This is a genomic window from Paraburkholderia sp. EG286B, from assembly GCF_040965655.1.
GTDB lineage: Bacteria > Pseudomonadota > Gammaproteobacteria > Burkholderiales > Burkholderiaceae > Paraburkholderia.
In genome coordinates this window covers 39209-56921 of sequence record NZ_JBFRCF010000024.1, presented here as the reverse complement: position 1 = coordinate 56921, position 17713 = coordinate 39209, and the positions used below count along the sequence as shown (strand labels likewise).

Below are 17713 nucleotides of genomic sequence, written 5' to 3'. Positions count from 1 at the left end.
GGCTTCGTCATTGCGATGGGAACGTTCCCATTTTGCGGAAAAAATATATCGATGGCCTCGCGGCTCAGCGCCTCTCCCCTGATGCCGCGGAGTCGCGCATCGATTTGCGACGCAGATCGGCAATCGATCCGCGTTCAGTTAAGGTGCATGGCAGATAAATCCGCGTACCGTGGGCTGCTTCGACATCGCGTTTAAGAAGTTGTGCGACGGCCTCGGCGCCGATCTGACGAGCGGGTTTTTCTATTGTTGTGAGTCCTGGCCACGCGAATGCGCCCGCTTGAATGCCGTCGAAGCCAAGAATCGACACATCTTGTGGACAATGCAATCCCGCCTCCCGAACGGCGCCCATCGCCCCGAGCGCCATGAGGTCGTTCGCGGCGAACACACATAGATGTCGACCCTCATGCCGCTCCAGCAGACGTCGCATAGCGAGTGCGCCGCCTTCCGTCGTGTAGTCGGCATCTTCCACGGGCAGCGTGACAGGATCGATGTCATGCTTGATGCAGTGTTCGTGTACCGCGCGTAAGAACCTCGCACGAGCAAGGCGCGTGCGCTGTCCGACGATGAGGGCGGGCCGAAGATGGCCTTTGGAGCGCAGATAATTCATGCCGAGACCCACGCCTTGTGCAATGTCCGAGCCGACCGAAGCACTGTCGGGAAACCGCTCAGCACTCGATCCAATCATGATGCAAGGCAATCCAAAACGCTCGAAATCGCCGAGTTCGTCTGCGACTGGATTGATGATCGCGCCATCGACACGCGCCTGCATCATGGTGCTCAAATGCATCTTTTCTTTTTCCGCGCTCCAGTTGGACGAAAAAATCAGGATGGAAACACCTGCATCCGCAGCCCGGTCCTGCGCACCCCGCGCAACCTCGCCCCAAAATGGATTCGCGATGTCCGGCAAGACGAGGCCCAGCATGCCGCTGCGGCCCGACCGCATGCTGACCGCCAGTTCATTGCGCGTGTAGCCCAGCGCTTTCGCAGCCAGCAGCACCTGCTCTCTCGCCGAATCGGAAATGTTGGGCGCGTCCGACAGCACCCGAGCCGCCGTACTTTTGGAGACCCCTGCACGCTTCGCTACGTCGATGACGGTCGGCCTGCGTCCGTTGAGGGACTCCATGGCTGGTCTCCTGTTCGCTTATCAGCTGATTTGGGAACGATACCACAGATACTTCGATGATCAACATGCAGTAGGGAAAACGTGAGTCGATCTGTTGATCTCGCGCGCCGCGATGCTCGATGCAGTGGAAAATCACTGCATCGGGGTGGCACCATCATCGACGCGAGCACCGCAAGCCGAGGCAATCCATCGGAAGGCGGGCTCGACCGCCGTTGAGCGTGCAGGCAGCTTCGATTTCATGAGCCACAGAGGCGGCATTGCGATCCGTGGCACCTGTGGCAGCCGGCACACGCGCTGTTGCGCCAGCGCTTCGCTCGCGAACAGCTGCGAGACCATGGCAATGCCGGCCTCCCGTTCCGCAGCCGCCACGAGCAGATGCGGATCGGCACTCGTCATTACGCGCCGGGTTTGCAATCCGCTGCGCCGCAGTTCGGGCAACCACGGTGCCCATTCCTGTGACTGTTCGTGCACGAGCAGCGGTGCACGCGCCAGCACCTCGGGAAACGGCGCGTGATACAGCCGGCGCGCAGTCGCGGGTCCGCAGATTGCCACTTTTTCTTGTTCCATCAGCCGCAGGCATTCGACATCCGGCGACTTGATCGGCTTGGCCGATACCACGAGATCGATGTCGACCCGGTCGATCTCGGTTACTTCCATATCGGTCACCAGCCAGATCTCGACGTTCGGCATCGCGGCCGTCAGTTCGCCCATGCGCGGAATCAGCCAGCCCGAGGCAAATTCCGGCGGGCAATAGAGCAGCACCGAATCGGGATTGCCATACGGCTCGATCCGCTCGCGGCCGTCGCTCAGCAGCGCGAGCGCGTCGGCCACTGTCTGCGCAAACAGCTTGCCGGCCGCGGTCAACACGACGCCCCGGCCCACACGCAAGAAGAGAGATTGCCCAGTCCATTCCTCGAGTTGAAGGATCTGATGGCTAATCGCCGACTGGGTCAGCGACAGCTCCTGAGCCGCACGTGTGAACGAGCCCAGTCGGGCCGCCGAATCGAAGGCCAGCAATGCCTGGAGAGGTGGGAGTCTGCGCATCGAGGTATGAACGAAATCGATAGTTCCAGAAAAATCCTTCGCTTTTATATCAATTGTGTCCGGCGAATCATAGCGCTTATGGCATTCGGCCTGAATGAGACGACAAGTCGTATGAATCGATTTACTGGCACCTTACATACCGAGATCATGACCTCTGCCTTCCAAAAAGACCCATTCACCACTGAATCCGCGCAAGCAGGCAAGAGTTCGCCGCAGCAGCAAGACCCCGCTTCGCCGACCTACGCCGGACCGCTGTCATTCTTGCGGCGCCCCTATAGCCGTGATCTCACTGGCGTCGACGTTGCCATTTCCGGTGTACCGCTCGACCTTGCAACGACCTACCGTTCCGGCGCGCGCCTCGGCCCCGCCGCCGTGCGTGCGGCCTCGGTCCAACTGGCCGAGTTGGGCATTTATCCGTGGGGGCTTGCGCCGCTCGACGCACTGAACGTGATCGACTACGGCGATTGCTGGTTCGATGCGCATCGGCCGTGGACGATCCGCGAAGCCATTGCGGCTCACGCCCGCACTATCCTCGCCTCAGGGGCCAGGATGCTGACGCTGGGCGGCGACCACTACATCACATACCCCCTGCTGATCGCGCATGTCGAACGTTTCGGCCGCCCCCTAGGGCTGATTCATTTCGACGCGCATTGCGACACATGGCCCGATGACGACGCGAATTCCCTCAATCACGGCACGATGTTCTACAAGGCGATCCGCGAAGGCCTGATCGATCCTGCGCGGTCGGTTCAGGTCGGCATCCGGACCTGGAACAGCGACTTCATGGGTGTGCGCGTACTCGATGCCCCCTGGGTGCATCGTCACGGCACGGCAGCTGTGGTCGACCAGATCTTCGAGGTGGTAGGCGATGCCCCCGCGTATCTGACCTTCGATATCGACTGTCTCGATCCTGCCTTCGCCCCGGGCACCGGCACGCCGGTCGCGGGCGGACTCTCTTCGGCGCAGGCACTGGAGATCGTGCGCGAGCTGGACGGGATCCACCTTGTCGGCGCCGACGTCGTGGAAGTGGCGCCGTCCTACGATCAGAGCGATATCACCGCGCTCGCGGCGGCGCATCTCGCGGCCGACATTCTGTTCCTTATGCGCAAGCAACGCCGCCCCTGAGCGCGCCAACTCACTATAACGACCATAGACCCTATCGGAGACATCATGCCAGCACCGCATTTACGAATAGCGCTCGCCTTGCTCACCTGCTGTGCATTCGCGACGACAGCGCTTGCAGACGAGAACACACTCAACGTCTACAACTGGGACGATTTTATCGCTAAGGATACCGTACCAAACTTCGAGAAGGAGACCGGCATCCACGTCCGCTACGACGTGTTCGATAGCGACGATACGTTGCAGGCGAAGCTGCTTACCGGTTCGTCTGGCTACGACATCGTCGTGCCTTCGTCGAGCTACCTCGGCGCGCAAGCGGCCGCGGGGATCTACTTGAAACTGGACAAGTCCAGGCTTCCGAACCTTGCCAATCTGGATCCACAATTGCTGAAACTGACCGACGCGGCGGACCCGGGGCATCAATACGGCGTGCCCTGGGCATGGGGCACGACCGGTCTCGCGTACAACGTCAGCCAGGCTCGCAAGGCACTCGGGCCCTCGGTGGCGCTCGACAACTGGGACATACTGTTCAAGCCGGAATACCTGAGCAAGTTGAAGAGCTGCGGCGTCTCGCTGCTCGACTCGCCGACCGACATGTTTTCCATCGCCCTGCACCATCTCGGCAAGGATCCGAACAGTCACAATCCGGCTGACTATCAGGCCGCCTATGAATTGCTGAAAAGCATTCGCCCCTATGTGACGCAATTCGCCCTCTATTCATGGATCAACGACCTCGCCGGCGGAGACATCTGCTTCGGGGTGAGTTGGTCGGGCGACGTCAAAATGGCTGCAAGCCGCGTGCGCGAGGCACACAAAGACATCCAGCTGGCGTACTTCATACCGAAGAGCGGTGCGCCTGTCTCGTTCCAGATGATGGCGATTCCGAAGGACGCGCCTCATCCGGAGGCCGCGCTCAAGTGGATCAACTACATCGAGCGGCCTGAAGTTCACGCAGCGATTACCAACACGATTTACTACCCGAACGCCGACAGCGCCGCTTCGAAGTTCGTCAAAACTGAATTGCTCGACGACCCGATGGTTTATCCGAAGCCAGAGGTCCTTGCAACGCTGTTCATGCAACAACCGCTGCCCGCTGCAATCAAGCGTCTGGAAACGCGTCTTTGGTCGCAGTTGAAGGACGGCCGCTAAGGTCGCGTCTGTCACGCGGCAGCAGCACGCCGCCATAACAGCGCATCAGCCCCCGACGACGCCATCGCGAACTGACTAATGGCTTGCCGCATCGCCGGCAAGCCTTAGCGAGCGGCTGCGCCACTCCCCCCCCGACGCCAACCGATTTGGGTCCGGATAGGGACTCGCTTTGCCCTTTCAAAGGCCACACAGTAAGGAGACTTTCCATGCGATGGCAACTGATCTGCTTGATCGTGAGCGGCACTGTCCCGTGTCTCGCGATAGCCGATCCGATCTCCGCGCGGATCGAAGGACTGCAGCAAGAACTCAAGGCGCTGCAGGCCGAAGTGGAGTCGCTCAAGGCCGAACTCGCCGCGAAGCCGCCCGCTGTCAACACGCCACATGTCGTCGATGCGTCGAAGCCCGGCTACGGAAACGCGCCTGCAAGGCTGACCAACGATGACCTCGCCGACATGAAGCAGCAGCTCGCGAGCCAGCAGTTGAAAGTCGACTCGCTCTCCGATGCCGCCACCTCGGGACCGCTCGCCGGACTCTCGGTGACCGGATATATCGATCCCGCGTACGTCTATAACCGGGCCGCCAGGACCTCGTCGTTCCTCTTCGCGAATCACGAGTCATCCTATACGTACTTCAACAGTACGATCGGCGACGTCTACCTCAACATCAAGAAGACGTTCGGTGTCGGCCCCATGGCGCCATCGGCCGAATTTTCGCTGATGCCCAATCGGGGCAATGGCATTTCGTTGCTGGCAAACGAGCATGGCAACATTGGCAACAACATTCTCAACACGGCATTCGTCACCGTGCCGTTGTCGGGCACGACGACCTTCCTTGCCGGACTGATGAGCGCGTTCGGCGGATATGAATATCAGCTGTCCACGCAAACGCTGACTCTGACCCATAACCTGCTCTACGACTTTTCGGACCCGGCTGCCTACGTCGGCGTCGGCCTCAATTACACGCCCGAAGCCAGCAACTGGTCCTGGAAGTTCATGCTCGGCAATGAACAGGCTCGGACCTACGGCGCCGTCACGCAAACAGGACAGAATGCGCTTGGCGACCCCGTCACGACCAGCAACCGCGTGCCGAGCTTCGCCGCGCGAGCGGACTATACGTGGTCCACGGCGCTCGACACCGGTGGCTCGTTCACCATCGGCCGGCAGACGTTGCCGAGCGCCCACGATCCGGTGACAGGCCGCACGGTTTTTGGAGCGGGCGGCCAGGCATCGAGTTCGGGCGGATACTTCGTATTTGGCGAGCTCGACGCCACTTACACACTTGCCGATGCGCAGTTCAATGCCGAGGCCGACTATGGCAAGCAGCAACGCGCCGCGTTCAATGGCGGCAATGCACAGTGGTATGGCGTGTCATTGCTGGCACACCGCAAGTTCTCGATGCCGGTCGTTGGCCGCATGGGCGCCACCGCGCGCTACGACTTCCTCGTCAATAGCCAGAACGGTGGTGGGGGTGGGGGCATATTCCTGAACGGCAACGGCATGGACCCCTACAACGGCTTTGGCATCGGCGCTGACTGCCTGGCAAACTCGAAGGCAAACGGCGGTCTCGGATTCGAATGCAAGGGGGCGGTTCGTCAGGACGTTGCGCTGAATCTGCTTTTCTATCCGACGCAGCAGATTACGGTGAAGGTCGAGTATCGGCACGATTGGGCAAACAACCAGGTCTTCCTCCGCAATGACGGATCGTACGCCAAGGCGAATGACTTGTTCGCCATGCAGTTCATTTACGCCTTCTGAGCGGCATCGAAGCGAGCGCCGGCGTGCGGCGCCCCACCCGCTCACGCACCGACTCGCTCGAGATACATACCGACGAGTTCGAGGAGCCGCTCCCTGGTGAAGCTCAGGTCATGGCCGCCGTGGACGACCTTGACCGGCAAACGCGAGAGACGCTGCATGGTCTTCACGTAATCCGGCACCGACGAGTGATGAAGGTCGTCGATCAACGGACCATCATAGATTGCATCCCCCGAAAATAGCGTTTGTGTACGCGCTTCCCAAAGGCCGATACTGCCCGGTGAATGTCCCGGCAGATGCAACACCTCGAAATGCCTGTCGCCCGTATCGATGATGTCGCCGTCGATGAGCTCGCGTGTCACATTAGCTGGCTTGATGTGCCAGCTCGCGAGTTCATATCCCGCGTGCGGCAACGCATCCACCACGGAGCCCTCGTATGGGAAATCGGCAAATGCACTCTTGAAGTACTCGGGATTGAAGCGGTCGTCCGCGAGCGTATATGACCACTGCGGATTACGCAGCCCCGGCGCCTCGAGCCGATGGACCATGCATTCGTCAAACTCGTGAAGATTGCCCACGTGATCGAGATGCGCGTGCGTCGCGATCGCTGCCGTGCGTTTGCCAAACAGGTGCTTACCGGCCTCCTTGAGGCTCGAAAAACCCATCCCAGAGTCGATAATCAGATCGCGATTTCGGCCACGCACGTACCAGATGTTGCACCGGAACAAGGGAATCACATGTGGCTCCCAGAACAGATAGACGTCGTCGTCGAATTGCTTGCACTCGAACCATTTGGCGGCGATCTTTAGCATCACGGTATGGTGAAATTAATCTGGATTGCAGAATTGTCGCACGAGGCAACGAGTGACACAATATGGATTCGACCATGGTTTTACTGGATGAATAAGGAATACGTATCGTATTTAAACTGACCGATCTCTTGCGCTTACCGCGACAGATGCAGATTAGGCATTCAGCGGCGCGCCGCGCGCCGCACCAGTAGCCCTACTTAAAAAGCTGGACCGAGAGCAATGCGGCATCGCAGTTCAGCAGGTTGACCCGTTTCTGGCGCACCTTCAGCATGCCGTCGCGCAGCGATTGATGAATGCGGGCTCTGCTGTCGCCGGGATCCTGTCCCCGATCATCTTTGGCGTGCTGGTGGACACGACCGGCAGCTGGACTCTGCCGTTCGCGGGTTCCATCGTCATGCTGCTCGTTGGTATCGTCGCTGCCCTGCGCATGCGCCCGGACGTGACACTGGCAACCGGCTCGGCCACGACGCAGGGGCCACTCCCTGCGTCGTCTGGCCATTGAGCCGGCCTTCGCACCATCGCCGCGAAAGTGCGCGTCGCTCCCGGTGATTAACGTTGATCTGAAGTCGGTGCCGGCGCAGGCAAAATAACCGGCTCGCGAGCCGCCTGCGCGGCGGGGCGTCAGAACATCTGCCGGATACCGGCCATCACACCAAGCTGCGACAGGCCCGCCCCCGGCGACGCGCCCGCGCCGCCCTGGCTTATCGTGTAAGCCGCATGGGCGCTGTTGGCGAGGTAGCCGCCCTGCAAATAGACCGCCGAGCGCTTCGAAAGCAGGTAGGTGCTGCGCAGCGTGACGAGCGTGCCGCGCGCGTTCTGGTCGCTGTCGATCATGCGATAGACCCCGCCGTCGATCAGCCACGCCGGCGTCGCGTACCACGATGCCGTCATGTAGTAGAGGTTCGATTGCACGTTAGGCACCGTGGCGGCTGCGGTGTCGACACGACGCCCCAGCCAGCCGCCGCCCACCTTCACCGGCCCGAGCTGGGCATAGCCGTTCAGCTGGATGCGCGAATCGGTATCGCCCGAGTTCGTGAGCGGTATTGGCGTCACGCCGTCGAAGAAGTTCGCCGCTGCGCCGGGGCCGCCGCGCTGCTGGTCGTACGCGGCGGCGACGCCGAAGCCCGCGGGCGCGTCGTAGCGCAGCATCGCCGACCACTGACGGCATGCCCGCGAGTCGCCCGGTATCTGCCCTGCACAGGTGCCCTGTCCGGGCGAGTTGCCGGTGCCGGCGGCGTCGCGGCCGAACGACCACGTCGCCCCCGCCGTTACGCCGTGCCATTTGCCCTTCCAGGCGACGGTGTTGTCGCTGCGAGCGTTGGGCACGTAGTTGTCGAATGTCCCGCTGCCGCCGTAGATGTCCGGCCCGAGCAGATCCGAATCCTGCAGCGCCCAGAACGTCATCGTGTACTGACGCCCGAAGCTCAGCACGCCGAATGGCCCTTCGAGGCCGACCCACGCCTGGCGCCCGAAGAGACGCCCGCCCTGCCCGCTGTCGCCGCCGCGCACGTTGAAGCCGCTTTCGAGCACGAATACCGTGGACAGGCCGCCGCCAAGCGGCTCGGTGCCGCGCAGGCCCCAGCGCGACGGCATCTCGCCCGTGATGCCGGGCATGCGCACGAGGCTGTCGCCCGCGCGATTTGCATGCGTCACATATTCGATGCCGGTATCGAGGATACCGTAGAGCGTCACACTGCCCTGGGCATGGGCCGCACTGCTCGCGGCCATGCCGAATGACGCCGCGCAGGTCGCGGCGATGATCTTTTTCATTGAACGATCTCCAGTCGTATCGACGTCGCTCGTGCGTTCGTCGTTTTATTTGTGTTACTTCCTGCGGCGCGTGCGCCGCGTTCAATCCCCGCTCAGCAGCAATTCGTCTTGCGGCGCCGGGGAAGGCTGCGTGCGCCAGCGTCCGAGTGCCGTCATCGCGATGCCCGCAACGACCGCAGGCACGCCGACGATCACGAAGACCAAAGGCAACGTCAGTCCCATCGAGAGCATCGCGCCGCCCGCGACCGAGCCGACCACCGATCCAAGCCGGCCAATACCGTTGGCCCAGCTCACGCCGGTAGCGCGGCAATCGGTCGGATAGAACGCCGCGGAAAACGCATTGGCGCCGACCTGCGAGCCCGATACGCAAAAACCGGCGAGGAAGACCGCAATCGCCGCGAGCCAGGGCGTCGACGTGAGCGAGCCGATGGCGGCCGTGAACACGCCGGCCGCCGCGTAGCTCGCACCGAGCACATAGCAGGGGTTGAGACGGTCCATGAGCCAGCCGAGCACGATCGCACCGAGCGTGCCGCCGACCTGGAACATCGCCGTGACGAGCGCCGCTGTGCGCAGCGAGGCGCCGGTCGTGCGCAGCAGCGTTGGCAGCCAGCTCGACAGCAGGTAGATCACGAGCAGGCTCATGAAGAAGGCCAGCCACATGAGCAGCGTGCCGCGCAGCAGTTCGGGACGGAACAGGTGACCCACGGGCGAACCGCCCGCTTTCGCGCCGGACGTCGTGAACGTCGCGCCTGCGAGGTCGGCATGGGGGGTGATGCGCGCGAGCGTGCGTTCGATGCGCTCGCGATGCTCGCCGCGGCTTGCGAGATAGCGCACCGATTCCGGCAGGCGCCACGCGAGGATCGGCACGAGTGCGATCGGCACAATGCCGCCCACGAAGAGCACCGAGCGCCAGCCGTAATGCTCGATGAGCGCCGCGGCTGCGAATCCGCCGAGCGCGGAGCCGATCGTAAACCCGCAGAACATCGTCGTGACGAGAAACGAGCGGCGCGCCGACGGACAGAATTCCGACGTAAGCGTGATCGCGTTCGGCATGGCGCCGCCAAGGCCCAGACCGGTCAGAAAGCGCAGCGCGATCAGCACGCCGATCGACGGCGCGAACGCCGAAACCAGACTCGCCAATCCGAATGCGCCCACGCAAACGAGCAATAACCGCTTGCGCCCCAGCCTGTCGCCAAACGGGCCGAACACGAGCGCACCGACCATCAGCCCCGCCAGACCCGCACCGAACAACGGCGCGAGCTGCGCGGGCTGCAGTTGCCACTGCAAATGCAGCACGGGTGCGATGAAGCCGATCGCGGCGGTATCGAAGCCGTCAATGGCAACGATCAGGAAGCATAGCGTGACGATCAGCGTCTGAAACCGCGAGACGCGATGCCGATCGATGAAGGCCGTCACGTCGACGGTGCTTGAGATTGCCATGGTTGTCTCCTCAGGTTGCGGTTGCGCGTCATGCGTACCGCTTCGGGCACTACGTTGCGAGCTGGCTGGGGTGGTACGTCGAGGCCTGGCGCCGCCTGTCGGCGCGCATGCCCATCCCGCGCGGTGCGCGCCGGATGCGCGCCGCGTCGGGGTCGTTCGGGAATTGGGGGCCTTGCCAGGCTGTGCGCGACGCGCAGCGCTGAAGGGTCTTGGGACGCGCGCCGGTTTATCGCGCTGGGCGGCGTGCGGCGTGGCGTACGTGCGCAGCAACGTGCCGACGGTCAGGACGACGCTTCGGGGACTGCGCGAGTCTGGCGGGACGGCCGGCGTGCGGTGCGTCCGCAAGCGCCAGTTGCCGCGTGCGCAGCGTTGTTGCTGACATCGTTGTCTCCTGTCTTTTTGAGCCTTTGGCGTGGCGCCCTGGCTCTATGGGTCGATGTGACGGAGCCCATTAAACGCCATGGAGGTATGTCAAGTAAAATGACAAATTCATATCTTCCATATGTTTTTTCGTATAGCTGAATCGGGAAGACGTTTCGCGGATGCATCGCCCGCTGGCGTGGCCTTCCTGCCTTATGGTCGAGTCGAATATTAATTTGCACTACGACATATATCTTTGATCTGCGATTACCCATCACTAGACAGGACGGTACGCCGGCAAACCTGCCAGCGAACAATGCGTCCTCGATGCGACGGTGGATTCCCTCGCCGTGGCATACTCACCACGAGCGGCAACGGCAGTATGCTCGGCATAGCGATCACATGCGCATCACGACGCACCGCGATCCCTGCTGCGTTACATCCTGGAGGCGTACATAACGATGCCCCGACACAACCCGGCACTGCATCGCAGCCAGAAAGCCCCCATGACCAGGGCGAACCGGCGCTTCCTGATCGTCGGCGTAATCATTCTGTTGGCTGCGTTTGGCTGGGTGGTGGGGATCATGGTCGCACCCGCGTTCCAGCGCACCATCGTCATGACCAGCGGCGCGGACAACGGCATCTATCGCGGCTTTGCGGATCGCTATGCGCCCATCCTGAAGCGTGCGGGCATCAAGCTCGATATCCGCAGTTCTTCCGGCGCGGTGGAAAATTATGAGCGGTTGAGAGACCCGAACAGTGCCTACGAAGTCGGTTTCATCCAGTCGGGGACCACCAGCCCGAAGGAGACCGACGGTCTGCAGACAATCGCTGCCGTGTCGTACGAACCGATCTGGGTGTTCTATCGCGGCGACACGACGGTCGACCGGCTGTCGCAACTCCGCGGCAAGAAGATTTCGACGGGCGTGCCCGGCAGCGGCCTGCTCAACGTCGCACAGGTATTGCTCAGCTACAGCGGCATCACGAGCCAGAACTCCACCCTGCTGCAAATGGATGCACCGGCAGCTTACCAGGGGCTCGAAAGCGGCCGGATCGACGCGGCTTTCTTCATCGGCAGGCCCGACGCCGAAATGCAGAAGACCCTGCTGAACAGCGACCTCAAACTGATGAGTTTCGCGCAGGCAGACGCACTGGTTCAGAAGTTCCCGTCGCTTTCAAAGATCGTCTTGCCGCGCGCGTCGACGAGTGTCGCCGATGACCTGCCGCGCGCCGACGTCACGCTGCTCGCGGCAACGGCGCTGCTGGTCTCGAAAGACACGCTGCATCCGGCGCTCGTCTATCTGCTGCTCGACGCGGCTCACACCGTTCACGGCGGCGAAGATTACTTCACACCGCTCGGCACGTTCCCAAACCTGAAGACCGAAGAATTCCCGATCTCCGACGAAAGCGTCCGCTACTTCAAATCCGGCCAGCCATTCCTGTATCGCTATCTGCCGTTCTGGCTCGCGAGCGTGATCGAACGACGGCTGTTGATCCTCGTGCCGTTCGCGGCGCTCCTGATCGGCTTGCTTCAGGCGTTGCCGCGCCTGCTCGAGGCGCGGATGAAAAAACGGCTCGTGGTCTGGTACCGCGAAATCAAGGCACTTGAAGACGAAGTGTGGAGCAGCAGTGAGCCGACCCGCTCGCAGATTGCGCAATGGAGCGAAGAAATCGAGAACATCGACGCGAACGCGAGCCGGATCCGCATTCCGTACCGCTATTTCCAGGATGTCTACGCGCTCAAGCAGGCGATCGGTGTCGTGCGGGACCGGATAGCCCACGTTGCGCAGCGAACCCAGGAATAGCGGCGCGGCAGCGTCGGCTTCGCAGCCGACACCCCACTATCGCGCGGCCGCAGCAGACGAATAGATCGCCGGCGCGGCGGGACCCTCGACCTTGAGCATGCCCAACGCACCTTTATTGAAGGTGCGGAAGATCGAATGGTCGACGAGTAGAAACGTGCCGGGCACTTCCGTGCGAAACTGGACGACCTTCGCACCGCCAGCCGGAATCAGCGTGGTCTGCACGCTTTCTTCATAGTGTTTATCCGAGCCGTCCCAAACCCGATCGAAAATCTCGCCGATTACGTGGAAACTCGACACCAGATTCGGACCGCCATTACCCACGAACAGCCGGACCGTTTCTCCCACTTTCGCTTTTAAGGCGTTATCGCCAGTGAGTGCGCCTTCCCTTCCGTTGAACAATACGTAAGTCGGCTGTTCGTCGACCGCCTTCTCCATATCGAAGGTCTGCATGCCTTGATCGTGATATTTGCCATTCGTGTAGAAGTCACCCTGCATCACGTAGTATTCGCGGTCGACTTTCGGCAAGCCTTCGGGTGGATCGACCTGAATCAAGCCATACATGCCATTGGCGATGTGCATGCCGACCGGGGCCGCCGCGCAGTGATAAACAAAAAGACCCGCATTGAGCGCCTTGAACGTGAACGTGGCATCGTGGCCCGGCGACGCCAGTGTCACTGCGGCGCCCCCTCCCGGCCCGGTCACCGCGTGCAGGTCGATGTTGTGCGGCATGTGCGAATCCGACGGGTTCTTCAAGCGGAGTTGCACCGTGTCGCCCTGACGCACGCGGATGAAGCTGCCCGGTACTGTGCCGCCAAAGGTCCAGAAGTCATAGCTGACGCCGTCTGCGATCTCCCGCTTCACTTCCTTGACTTCGAGATCGACGATGACCAGCGCGGGATAGTTTCGCTCGATCGGCGGCGGCACGTTCGGCGGACTGGTCAGCACAGCGTGAATCGGCTGCCCTTGTGGCGGCCCAAAATCACCGGGCGTGGCGCCGGGCTGGACGGTCGCGGACAGCCCCGCGACCGGATAAGCAAGACTCGCCAGCAGGCCGAGACCGGCAAGTGCAGTACATAACCTTCCTGTCATGATTATTCTCCTTACAGGTTCCCGCCGCCCGGCTCCCGAGGTCATACGCAACGCGCCGGGCGGATAAAACTTGATATTCCACAATTAAAAAACATCGCCTCCCATTCCAGCTTCCCCTCTCTCTTTTGCGATGCATCAGTTAAAAAATTATTCTGCGCGTCTCATTGACACACTCATAAATTCGAGATAAATTACTTGAAACAAAAACGCGTTCTGCACGTCCACATATAACGACCATAAACGTGAAACAGGCTAACGCTTAAATCGAGCAAACCCCTTAACTTGAATTAATTATTCAATCTCTCTTATCGACACAATGTCGCATGCGATTCAAACAATCGTATTACGCACAACTTAGTGTCGTCAAAATTCGGAGTTAATGCTCAAGGATCAGCATGCAGCGAGGAAAGAGCCACTCCGCGCACTCGGGGAATGTGCGCAGAGCGTCGTCCGGCCGATACCTCGATCCGGACGCAAGAATGGATTCGCTTCGTGATGCGCGGCAGGTGGTCGCCGCGACCGCCTCAATCCACGCCGTCTTCGGCGATGCGGATGATGCGCGTGAAGTCGCAGAGCGTCACGCGCTGATTGCTCGTGACGATCCAGCCGGACTTTTCCCAGCGCGTCAGAATGCGGCTCACCGTGTATAGCGTTGTCCCCGACATTTCGGCGACGTGTTTGCGGGTCAACGGGAAATCGATCTCCGTGCCCTGCCCCGTGTTCTCGCCCGCCTTCTCGGCAAGCCGCAGCAAGGCATGTGCAATACGGCGTTCGACACTTTGGGTGGCGATCTCGCGAAAGCGCTCCTGCACTTCCTGCAAGCGCCTGCCAAGAATGCCGACCAGGTTGACTGCGATGCGCGGGTAACGCGTCATCAGTTCGAACATGTCGGCCTCGCTCCAGCTCAGGGCCACCGACTGGGTGAGCGTGACCGCTTCCGCCGGATAGCGGCGGTCGGTGAACAGCGCGACGGTGCCGAACATTTCACCTGGTGCGACGAAACGGATCACCACTTGCTCGCCGTCGCTTCCCGACTGGGAGATGCGAACGCCTCCTTCGATCAACGCGTAGGCCCTTCCCGCCCCATCGCCCTGATAGAAGATGCGGGCCTCCGTACGCAACTCGTGCGTGCGCGCGCAGATCAGCGTATCCGCCAATGCGACGGGCGAGAGCCCTTGAAAAAGCTCCATGGATGCGAGCACGTCAGATCTGACCAGCGATTGAGCATTCATTTCGTTTCGTCACCAAAAGCGCGCCGCCCCGTATTCAGCGTCTTTTATCGACACCCCTTGGCCAGGTAGGGCTTTGTGCAAGCGCAAACGTAGTTCTCCTGTGGGCAGCTTAGCCTAGCGACAGGCTACCGAAGCCGGCAAACCCGTGACTAATTGGCACAGCCCTTGAACATGACCCGAATCTGATTTTTAAACCGCTCATGCCGACGAGCGGTGATCGCCGGCATTTTTCCCCATGCATTACACCTCCGGATAAAAGGAGAGAGGATATGCAGTCAACAAGTCGTCTATGGAAATGGCTCGGGCTGGTGTGCCTGTTGTCATTCGCCGCTCTACTCTACCTGGGACGCGAGATCTATCTCGCGGCGCCCCCTATTCCCGCCGCGGTCGTCACCGAAAACGGCGCCACGGTATTTACCGGCGACCAGATCAAACGCGGTCAGCAGGTCTGGCTGTCGGCCGGCGGCCAGCAGCTGGGTACGGTCTGGGGCCACGGCAGCTACGTCGCCCCCGACTGGTCGGCCGACTGGCTGCACCGCGAAGCGCTGCAACTGCGCGACATTTGGGCGCAGCGGGACTTCGGCAAGGCCTGCAAGGATCTTCCCGTCGAACAGCAAGGCGCGCTCGACGCGCGCCTGAAGCGCGAGATGCGCGCCAACCGCTACGATCCGCAAACCGACCGCGTCACGGTAACGGCGCAGCGCGCCCAGGCGATGCGCGAGGTGGCGACGCACTATGAGGCGCTCTTCGGCGCCGACCCGGCGCTCAACACGCTGCGCGACCAATACGCCATGACGGCGGGGAGCGTTCCTGGCGCGGATGACCGCACGGCGCTGGCTGCGTTCTTCTTCTGGTCGGCATGGTCGGCTACCACGGACCGCCCCGGTCAGACCGGCATCACCTACACGAACAACTGGCCGCACGAGCCGCTCGTCGACAACGCGCCGACTGTCGCCAACGGCATGTGGTCGATTGCCAGCGTGATCCTGCTGCTCGGCGGCATTGCCGCGATGCTCTGGTATCACACCGCGCACAGCGACGAAGACGAATCGGTGGCAGCGCCTGCCGCCGATCCGCTCTTCAACGTCAAGCCCACGCCGTCGATGCGCGCGACCAGGAAGTACTTCTACGTGGTGATCGGCCTGCTGCTGGCCCAGGTGGTCATGGGCTCCCTGACCGCGCACTACGCGGTCGAAGGACACAGCTTCTTTGGCATTCCGATCGCCGAAGTGTTGCCGTGGGTGGTGAGCCGCACGATCCACACCCAGTTCGGTGTCCTGTGGATTGCCACGGCCTGGCTCGCGACCGGCCTCTATATCTCGCCGCTGCTTTCGGGCCAGGAGCCGCCGCTGCAGAAGCTCGGTGTCGACGTGCTGTTCTGGGCGCTGCTCTTCATCGTCGTGGGATCGACCGTGACGGGCTGGCTGGGCTCGCTCAAGCACCTCGGCACCGGCTTCAGCTTCTGGATCGGCAACCAGGGCCTGGCGTACACCAGCATGGGCCGCGTCTGGCAGATCCTGCTTTTCGTCGGCTTGATGATCTGGCTGTTCCTGATGGGGCGCGCCCTGATGCCGGCGTTGAAGAATCGCAAGACCGAAGGCCGCGGGCTGATCGGCATGGTGTTCCTCTCGGCGACCTGCATTGGGCTCTTCTACGCGTCGTCGCTCGCGTGGGGTCAGCACACCCATTACTCGATGATCGAATACTGGAGATGGTGGCTCGTGCACCTGTGGGTCGAAGGCTTCTTCGAAGTGTTCGCCACCGCCGTGATCGCACTGATCTTCTCGCGCCTCGGCCTGATCCGCATGTCGACGGCCAATCGCGCCATCGTGTTCGAAACGATCGTGTTCATGTTCGGCGGGATTCTCGGCACGCTGCATCACCTGTACTTCACGGGGGCGTCCACGGCCGTCATCGCGGTCGGCGCCGTGTTCTCCGCGTTCGAAGTCGTGCCGCTCGCACTGATCGGGCTCGAAGGCTGGCAAACGTATCGCAGGACGCAGGCCGCACCGTGGGTGCAGACCTATAAGTGGGCCATCCTCTGTTTCGTCGCCGTGGGCGTGTGGAATACCGTCGGCGCGGGCCTGCTGGGCTTTTCGATCAACCCGCCCATCTCGCTCTACTACGTGCAAGGCCTGAACATGACGCCGGCACACGGTCACGCAGCGCTGTTCGGCGTGTACGGCATGCTCGGGATCGGGCTGATGCTGTTCTGTCTGCGCGGCATGTCGTCGCGCGAGGCCTGGGACGACTCGCTGCTCAAGATGGCGTTCTGGATGCTCAACATCGGCCTCTTCATGATGGTGTTCATCTCGATCCTGCCTTCCGGCATCTACCAGGCATGGGCCAGCGTGAGCAAGGGACTCTGGTATGCGCGCTCGCCGGAAGTCATTCATTCGTCGCTGATGCAAACGCTGGTGTGGCTGCGCGTGCCCGGTGACGTGGTGTTCGCGGCAGGCGTGCTGTACCTCTGCTGGTTCGCCGCGCGGCTGCTGTTCCGCCGCCCCGAAACGGCTGTCCCCGTCGAAGCCAAGGCGACACACAAGGCGGCTCAACGCGTTTGAACGCCGCACTGACAAGCCGGCCACGATCGGTGGCCGGCTACCTTCAGGACATGCTTTTCACACTTCCACTATTTTCACCAGGAGCCTGATATGGCCGATATTCTCGACAGCCGTACCTATGTATTCGACGCGCGCGGCATTGCCAAACGATTCCGTCATGCAGCGATTTTCGGTGCGCTGGAAGCGCTCGACGACGGCGAGACGATGCGCTTCGTGAACGACCACGATCCCATTCCCCTCTTGCAGCAAATCGCCCAGTACTATCCGCGTCCGGTTCGTATCGAATACGTGGCGCGCCAGCCGGAGCAGGTCGTGATCGACTTCGTGCTCGCAAGCCCTGATTCGAACACCGCTGGCACTCAGGAGCGGGCTGCGGGCGGCTGCGGCAGCTCCGGCGGCACCTGCGGGTGCAGCGGCGGCTAACGCGCGCCTCGCACTGGCTCCCTCCTCAA

The 17713-nt window shown here is 61.7% G+C and carries 12 protein-coding genes and 2 pseudogenes; 7 read left to right on the top strand and 7 right to left on the bottom strand.

Annotation, left to right across the window (positions count from 1 at the left end; genetic code table 11):
- Positions 1 to 64 precede the first annotated feature (64 nt).
- Together AB4Y42_RS35705 and AB4Y42_RS35700 are read right to left on the bottom strand one after the other, a co-directional pair.
- Positions 65 to 1123: a LacI family DNA-binding transcriptional regulator gene (locus AB4Y42_RS35705; protein ID WP_368696811.1), complete on the bottom strand. Its 1059-nt coding sequence runs from the start codon at positions 1121 to 1123 to the stop codon at positions 65 to 67.
- Between the two features lie 132 nt (positions 1124 to 1255).
- Entirely contained in the window at positions 1256 to 2140 is an 885-nt protein-coding gene (locus AB4Y42_RS35700) for a LysR family transcriptional regulator (RefSeq protein WP_368696810.1), read from the bottom strand.
- 33 nt (positions 2141 to 2173) lie between these two features.
- On the opposite strand from AB4Y42_RS35700, the gene speB reads away from it, so the two are divergent.
- The 3 genes from speB (at position 2174) to AB4Y42_RS35685 (ending at position 6192) form a co-directional block, all read left to right on the top strand.
- The gene (gene speB / locus AB4Y42_RS35695; protein WP_368696809.1) at positions 2174 to 3292 is read left to right on the top strand and encodes an agmatinase; all 1119 of its coding nucleotides are present in this window, start codon (positions 2174 to 2176) and stop codon (positions 3290 to 3292) included.
- 45 nt (positions 3293 to 3337) lie between these two features.
- Positions 3338 to 4438: a polyamine ABC transporter substrate-binding protein gene (locus AB4Y42_RS35690; protein ID WP_368696808.1), complete on the top strand. Its 1101-nt coding sequence runs from the start codon at positions 3338 to 3340 to the stop codon at positions 4436 to 4438.
- A 206-nt stretch (positions 4439 to 4644) separates the two neighbouring features.
- Positions 4645 to 6192, top strand: coding sequence for a DUF3138 family protein (locus AB4Y42_RS35685; protein WP_368692266.1), 1548 nt, complete (start codon positions 4645 to 4647; stop codon positions 6190 to 6192).
- A gap of 41 nt (positions 6193 to 6233) precedes the next feature.
- On the opposite strand, the gene AB4Y42_RS35680 is transcribed toward AB4Y42_RS35685, so the two are convergent.
- Positions 6234 to 7001, bottom strand: coding sequence for an MBL fold metallo-hydrolase (locus AB4Y42_RS35680; protein WP_368696807.1), 768 nt, complete (start codon positions 6999 to 7001; stop codon positions 6234 to 6236).
- Between the two features lie 286 nt (positions 7002 to 7287).
- Here AB4Y42_RS35680 and AB4Y42_RS35675 point away from each other — a divergent pair.
- Positions 7288 to 7503 (top strand): annotated as a pseudogene (locus AB4Y42_RS35675) (MFS transporter); the annotation flags it as partial.
- Between the two features lie 119 nt (positions 7504 to 7622).
- On the opposite strand, the gene AB4Y42_RS35670 reads toward AB4Y42_RS35675, so the two are convergent.
- Both AB4Y42_RS35670 and AB4Y42_RS35665 read right to left on the bottom strand, forming a co-directional pair.
- A complete protein-coding gene (locus AB4Y42_RS35670; protein WP_368696806.1) occupies positions 7623 to 8771 on the bottom strand; it encodes a porin in 1149 nt (382 codons plus the stop codon).
- Between the two features lie 81 nt (positions 8772 to 8852).
- The gene (locus AB4Y42_RS35665) at positions 8853 to 10211 is read right to left on the bottom strand and encodes an MFS transporter (RefSeq protein ID WP_368696805.1); all 1359 of its coding nucleotides are present in this window, start codon (positions 10209 to 10211) and stop codon (positions 8853 to 8855) included.
- 866 nt (positions 10212 to 11077) lie between these two features.
- Between AB4Y42_RS35665 and AB4Y42_RS35660 the strand changes: the two genes are divergently transcribed.
- Positions 11078 to 12376: a TAXI family TRAP transporter solute-binding subunit gene (locus tag AB4Y42_RS35660; protein ID WP_368692270.1), complete on the top strand. Its 1299-nt coding sequence runs from the start codon at positions 11078 to 11080 to the stop codon at positions 12374 to 12376.
- Between the two features lie 57 nt (positions 12377 to 12433).
- On the opposite strand, the pseudogene nirK reads toward AB4Y42_RS35660, so the two are convergent.
- Together nirK and AB4Y42_RS35650 are read right to left on the bottom strand one after the other, a co-directional pair.
- Positions 12434 to 13423: pseudogene (nirK, locus tag AB4Y42_RS35655) on the bottom strand (copper-containing nitrite reductase); the annotation flags it as partial.
- A 566-nt stretch (positions 13424 to 13989) separates the two neighbouring features.
- A complete protein-coding gene (locus AB4Y42_RS35650; RefSeq protein WP_368696804.1) occupies positions 13990 to 14655 on the bottom strand; it encodes a Crp/Fnr family transcriptional regulator in 666 nt (221 codons plus the stop codon).
- 311 nt (positions 14656 to 14966) lie between these two features.
- Between AB4Y42_RS35650 and AB4Y42_RS35645 the strand changes: the two genes are divergently transcribed.
- Together AB4Y42_RS35645 and AB4Y42_RS35640 are read left to right on the top strand one after the other, a co-directional pair.
- Positions 14967 to 17261, top strand: coding sequence for a nitric-oxide reductase large subunit (locus AB4Y42_RS35645; RefSeq protein WP_368696803.1), 2295 nt, complete (start codon positions 14967 to 14969; stop codon positions 17259 to 17261).
- A 90-nt stretch (positions 17262 to 17351) separates the two neighbouring features.
- Positions 17352 to 17684: a DUF2249 domain-containing protein gene (locus AB4Y42_RS35640; protein WP_368696802.1), complete on the top strand. Its 333-nt coding sequence runs from the start codon at positions 17352 to 17354 to the stop codon at positions 17682 to 17684.
- The last annotated feature ends 29 nt before the right edge of the window (positions 17685 to 17713 follow it).

Bases quoted from the DNA above. Each gene is read 5' to 3' on its own strand.
- AB4Y42_RS35690 (WP_368696808.1), top strand. From the start codon at position 3,338: ATGCCAGCACCGCATTTACGAATAGCGCTCGCCTTGCTCACCTGCTGT.
- AB4Y42_RS35705 (WP_368696811.1), bottom strand. From the start codon at position 1,123: ATGGAGTCCCTCAACGGACGCAGGCCGACCGTCATCGACGTAGCGAAG.
- speB (WP_368696809.1), top strand. From the start codon at position 2,174: ATGAACGAAATCGATAGTTCCAGAAAAATCCTTCGCTTTTATATCAAT.
- AB4Y42_RS35680 (WP_368696807.1), bottom strand. From the start codon at position 7,001: ATGCTAAAGATCGCCGCCAAATGGTTCGAGTGCAAGCAATTCGACGAC.
- AB4Y42_RS35640 (WP_368696802.1), top strand. From the start codon at position 17,352: ATGGCCGATATTCTCGACAGCCGTACCTATGTATTCGACGCGCGCGGC.
- AB4Y42_RS35670 (WP_368696806.1), bottom strand. From the start codon at position 8,771: ATGAAAAAGATCATCGCCGCGACCTGCGCGGCGTCATTCGGCATGGCC.
- AB4Y42_RS35650 (WP_368696804.1), bottom strand. From the start codon at position 14,655: ATGGAGCTTTTTCAAGGGCTCTCGCCCGTCGCATTGGCGGATACGCTG.
- AB4Y42_RS35685 (WP_368692266.1), top strand. From the start codon at position 4,645: ATGCGATGGCAACTGATCTGCTTGATCGTGAGCGGCACTGTCCCGTGT.
- AB4Y42_RS35645 (WP_368696803.1), top strand. From the start codon at position 14,967: ATGCAGTCAACAAGTCGTCTATGGAAATGGCTCGGGCTGGTGTGCCTG.
- AB4Y42_RS35660 (WP_368692270.1), top strand. From the start codon at position 11,078: ATGACCAGGGCGAACCGGCGCTTCCTGATCGTCGGCGTAATCATTCTG.
- AB4Y42_RS35665 (WP_368696805.1), bottom strand. From the start codon at position 10,211: ATGGCAATCTCAAGCACCGTCGACGTGACGGCCTTCATCGATCGGCAT.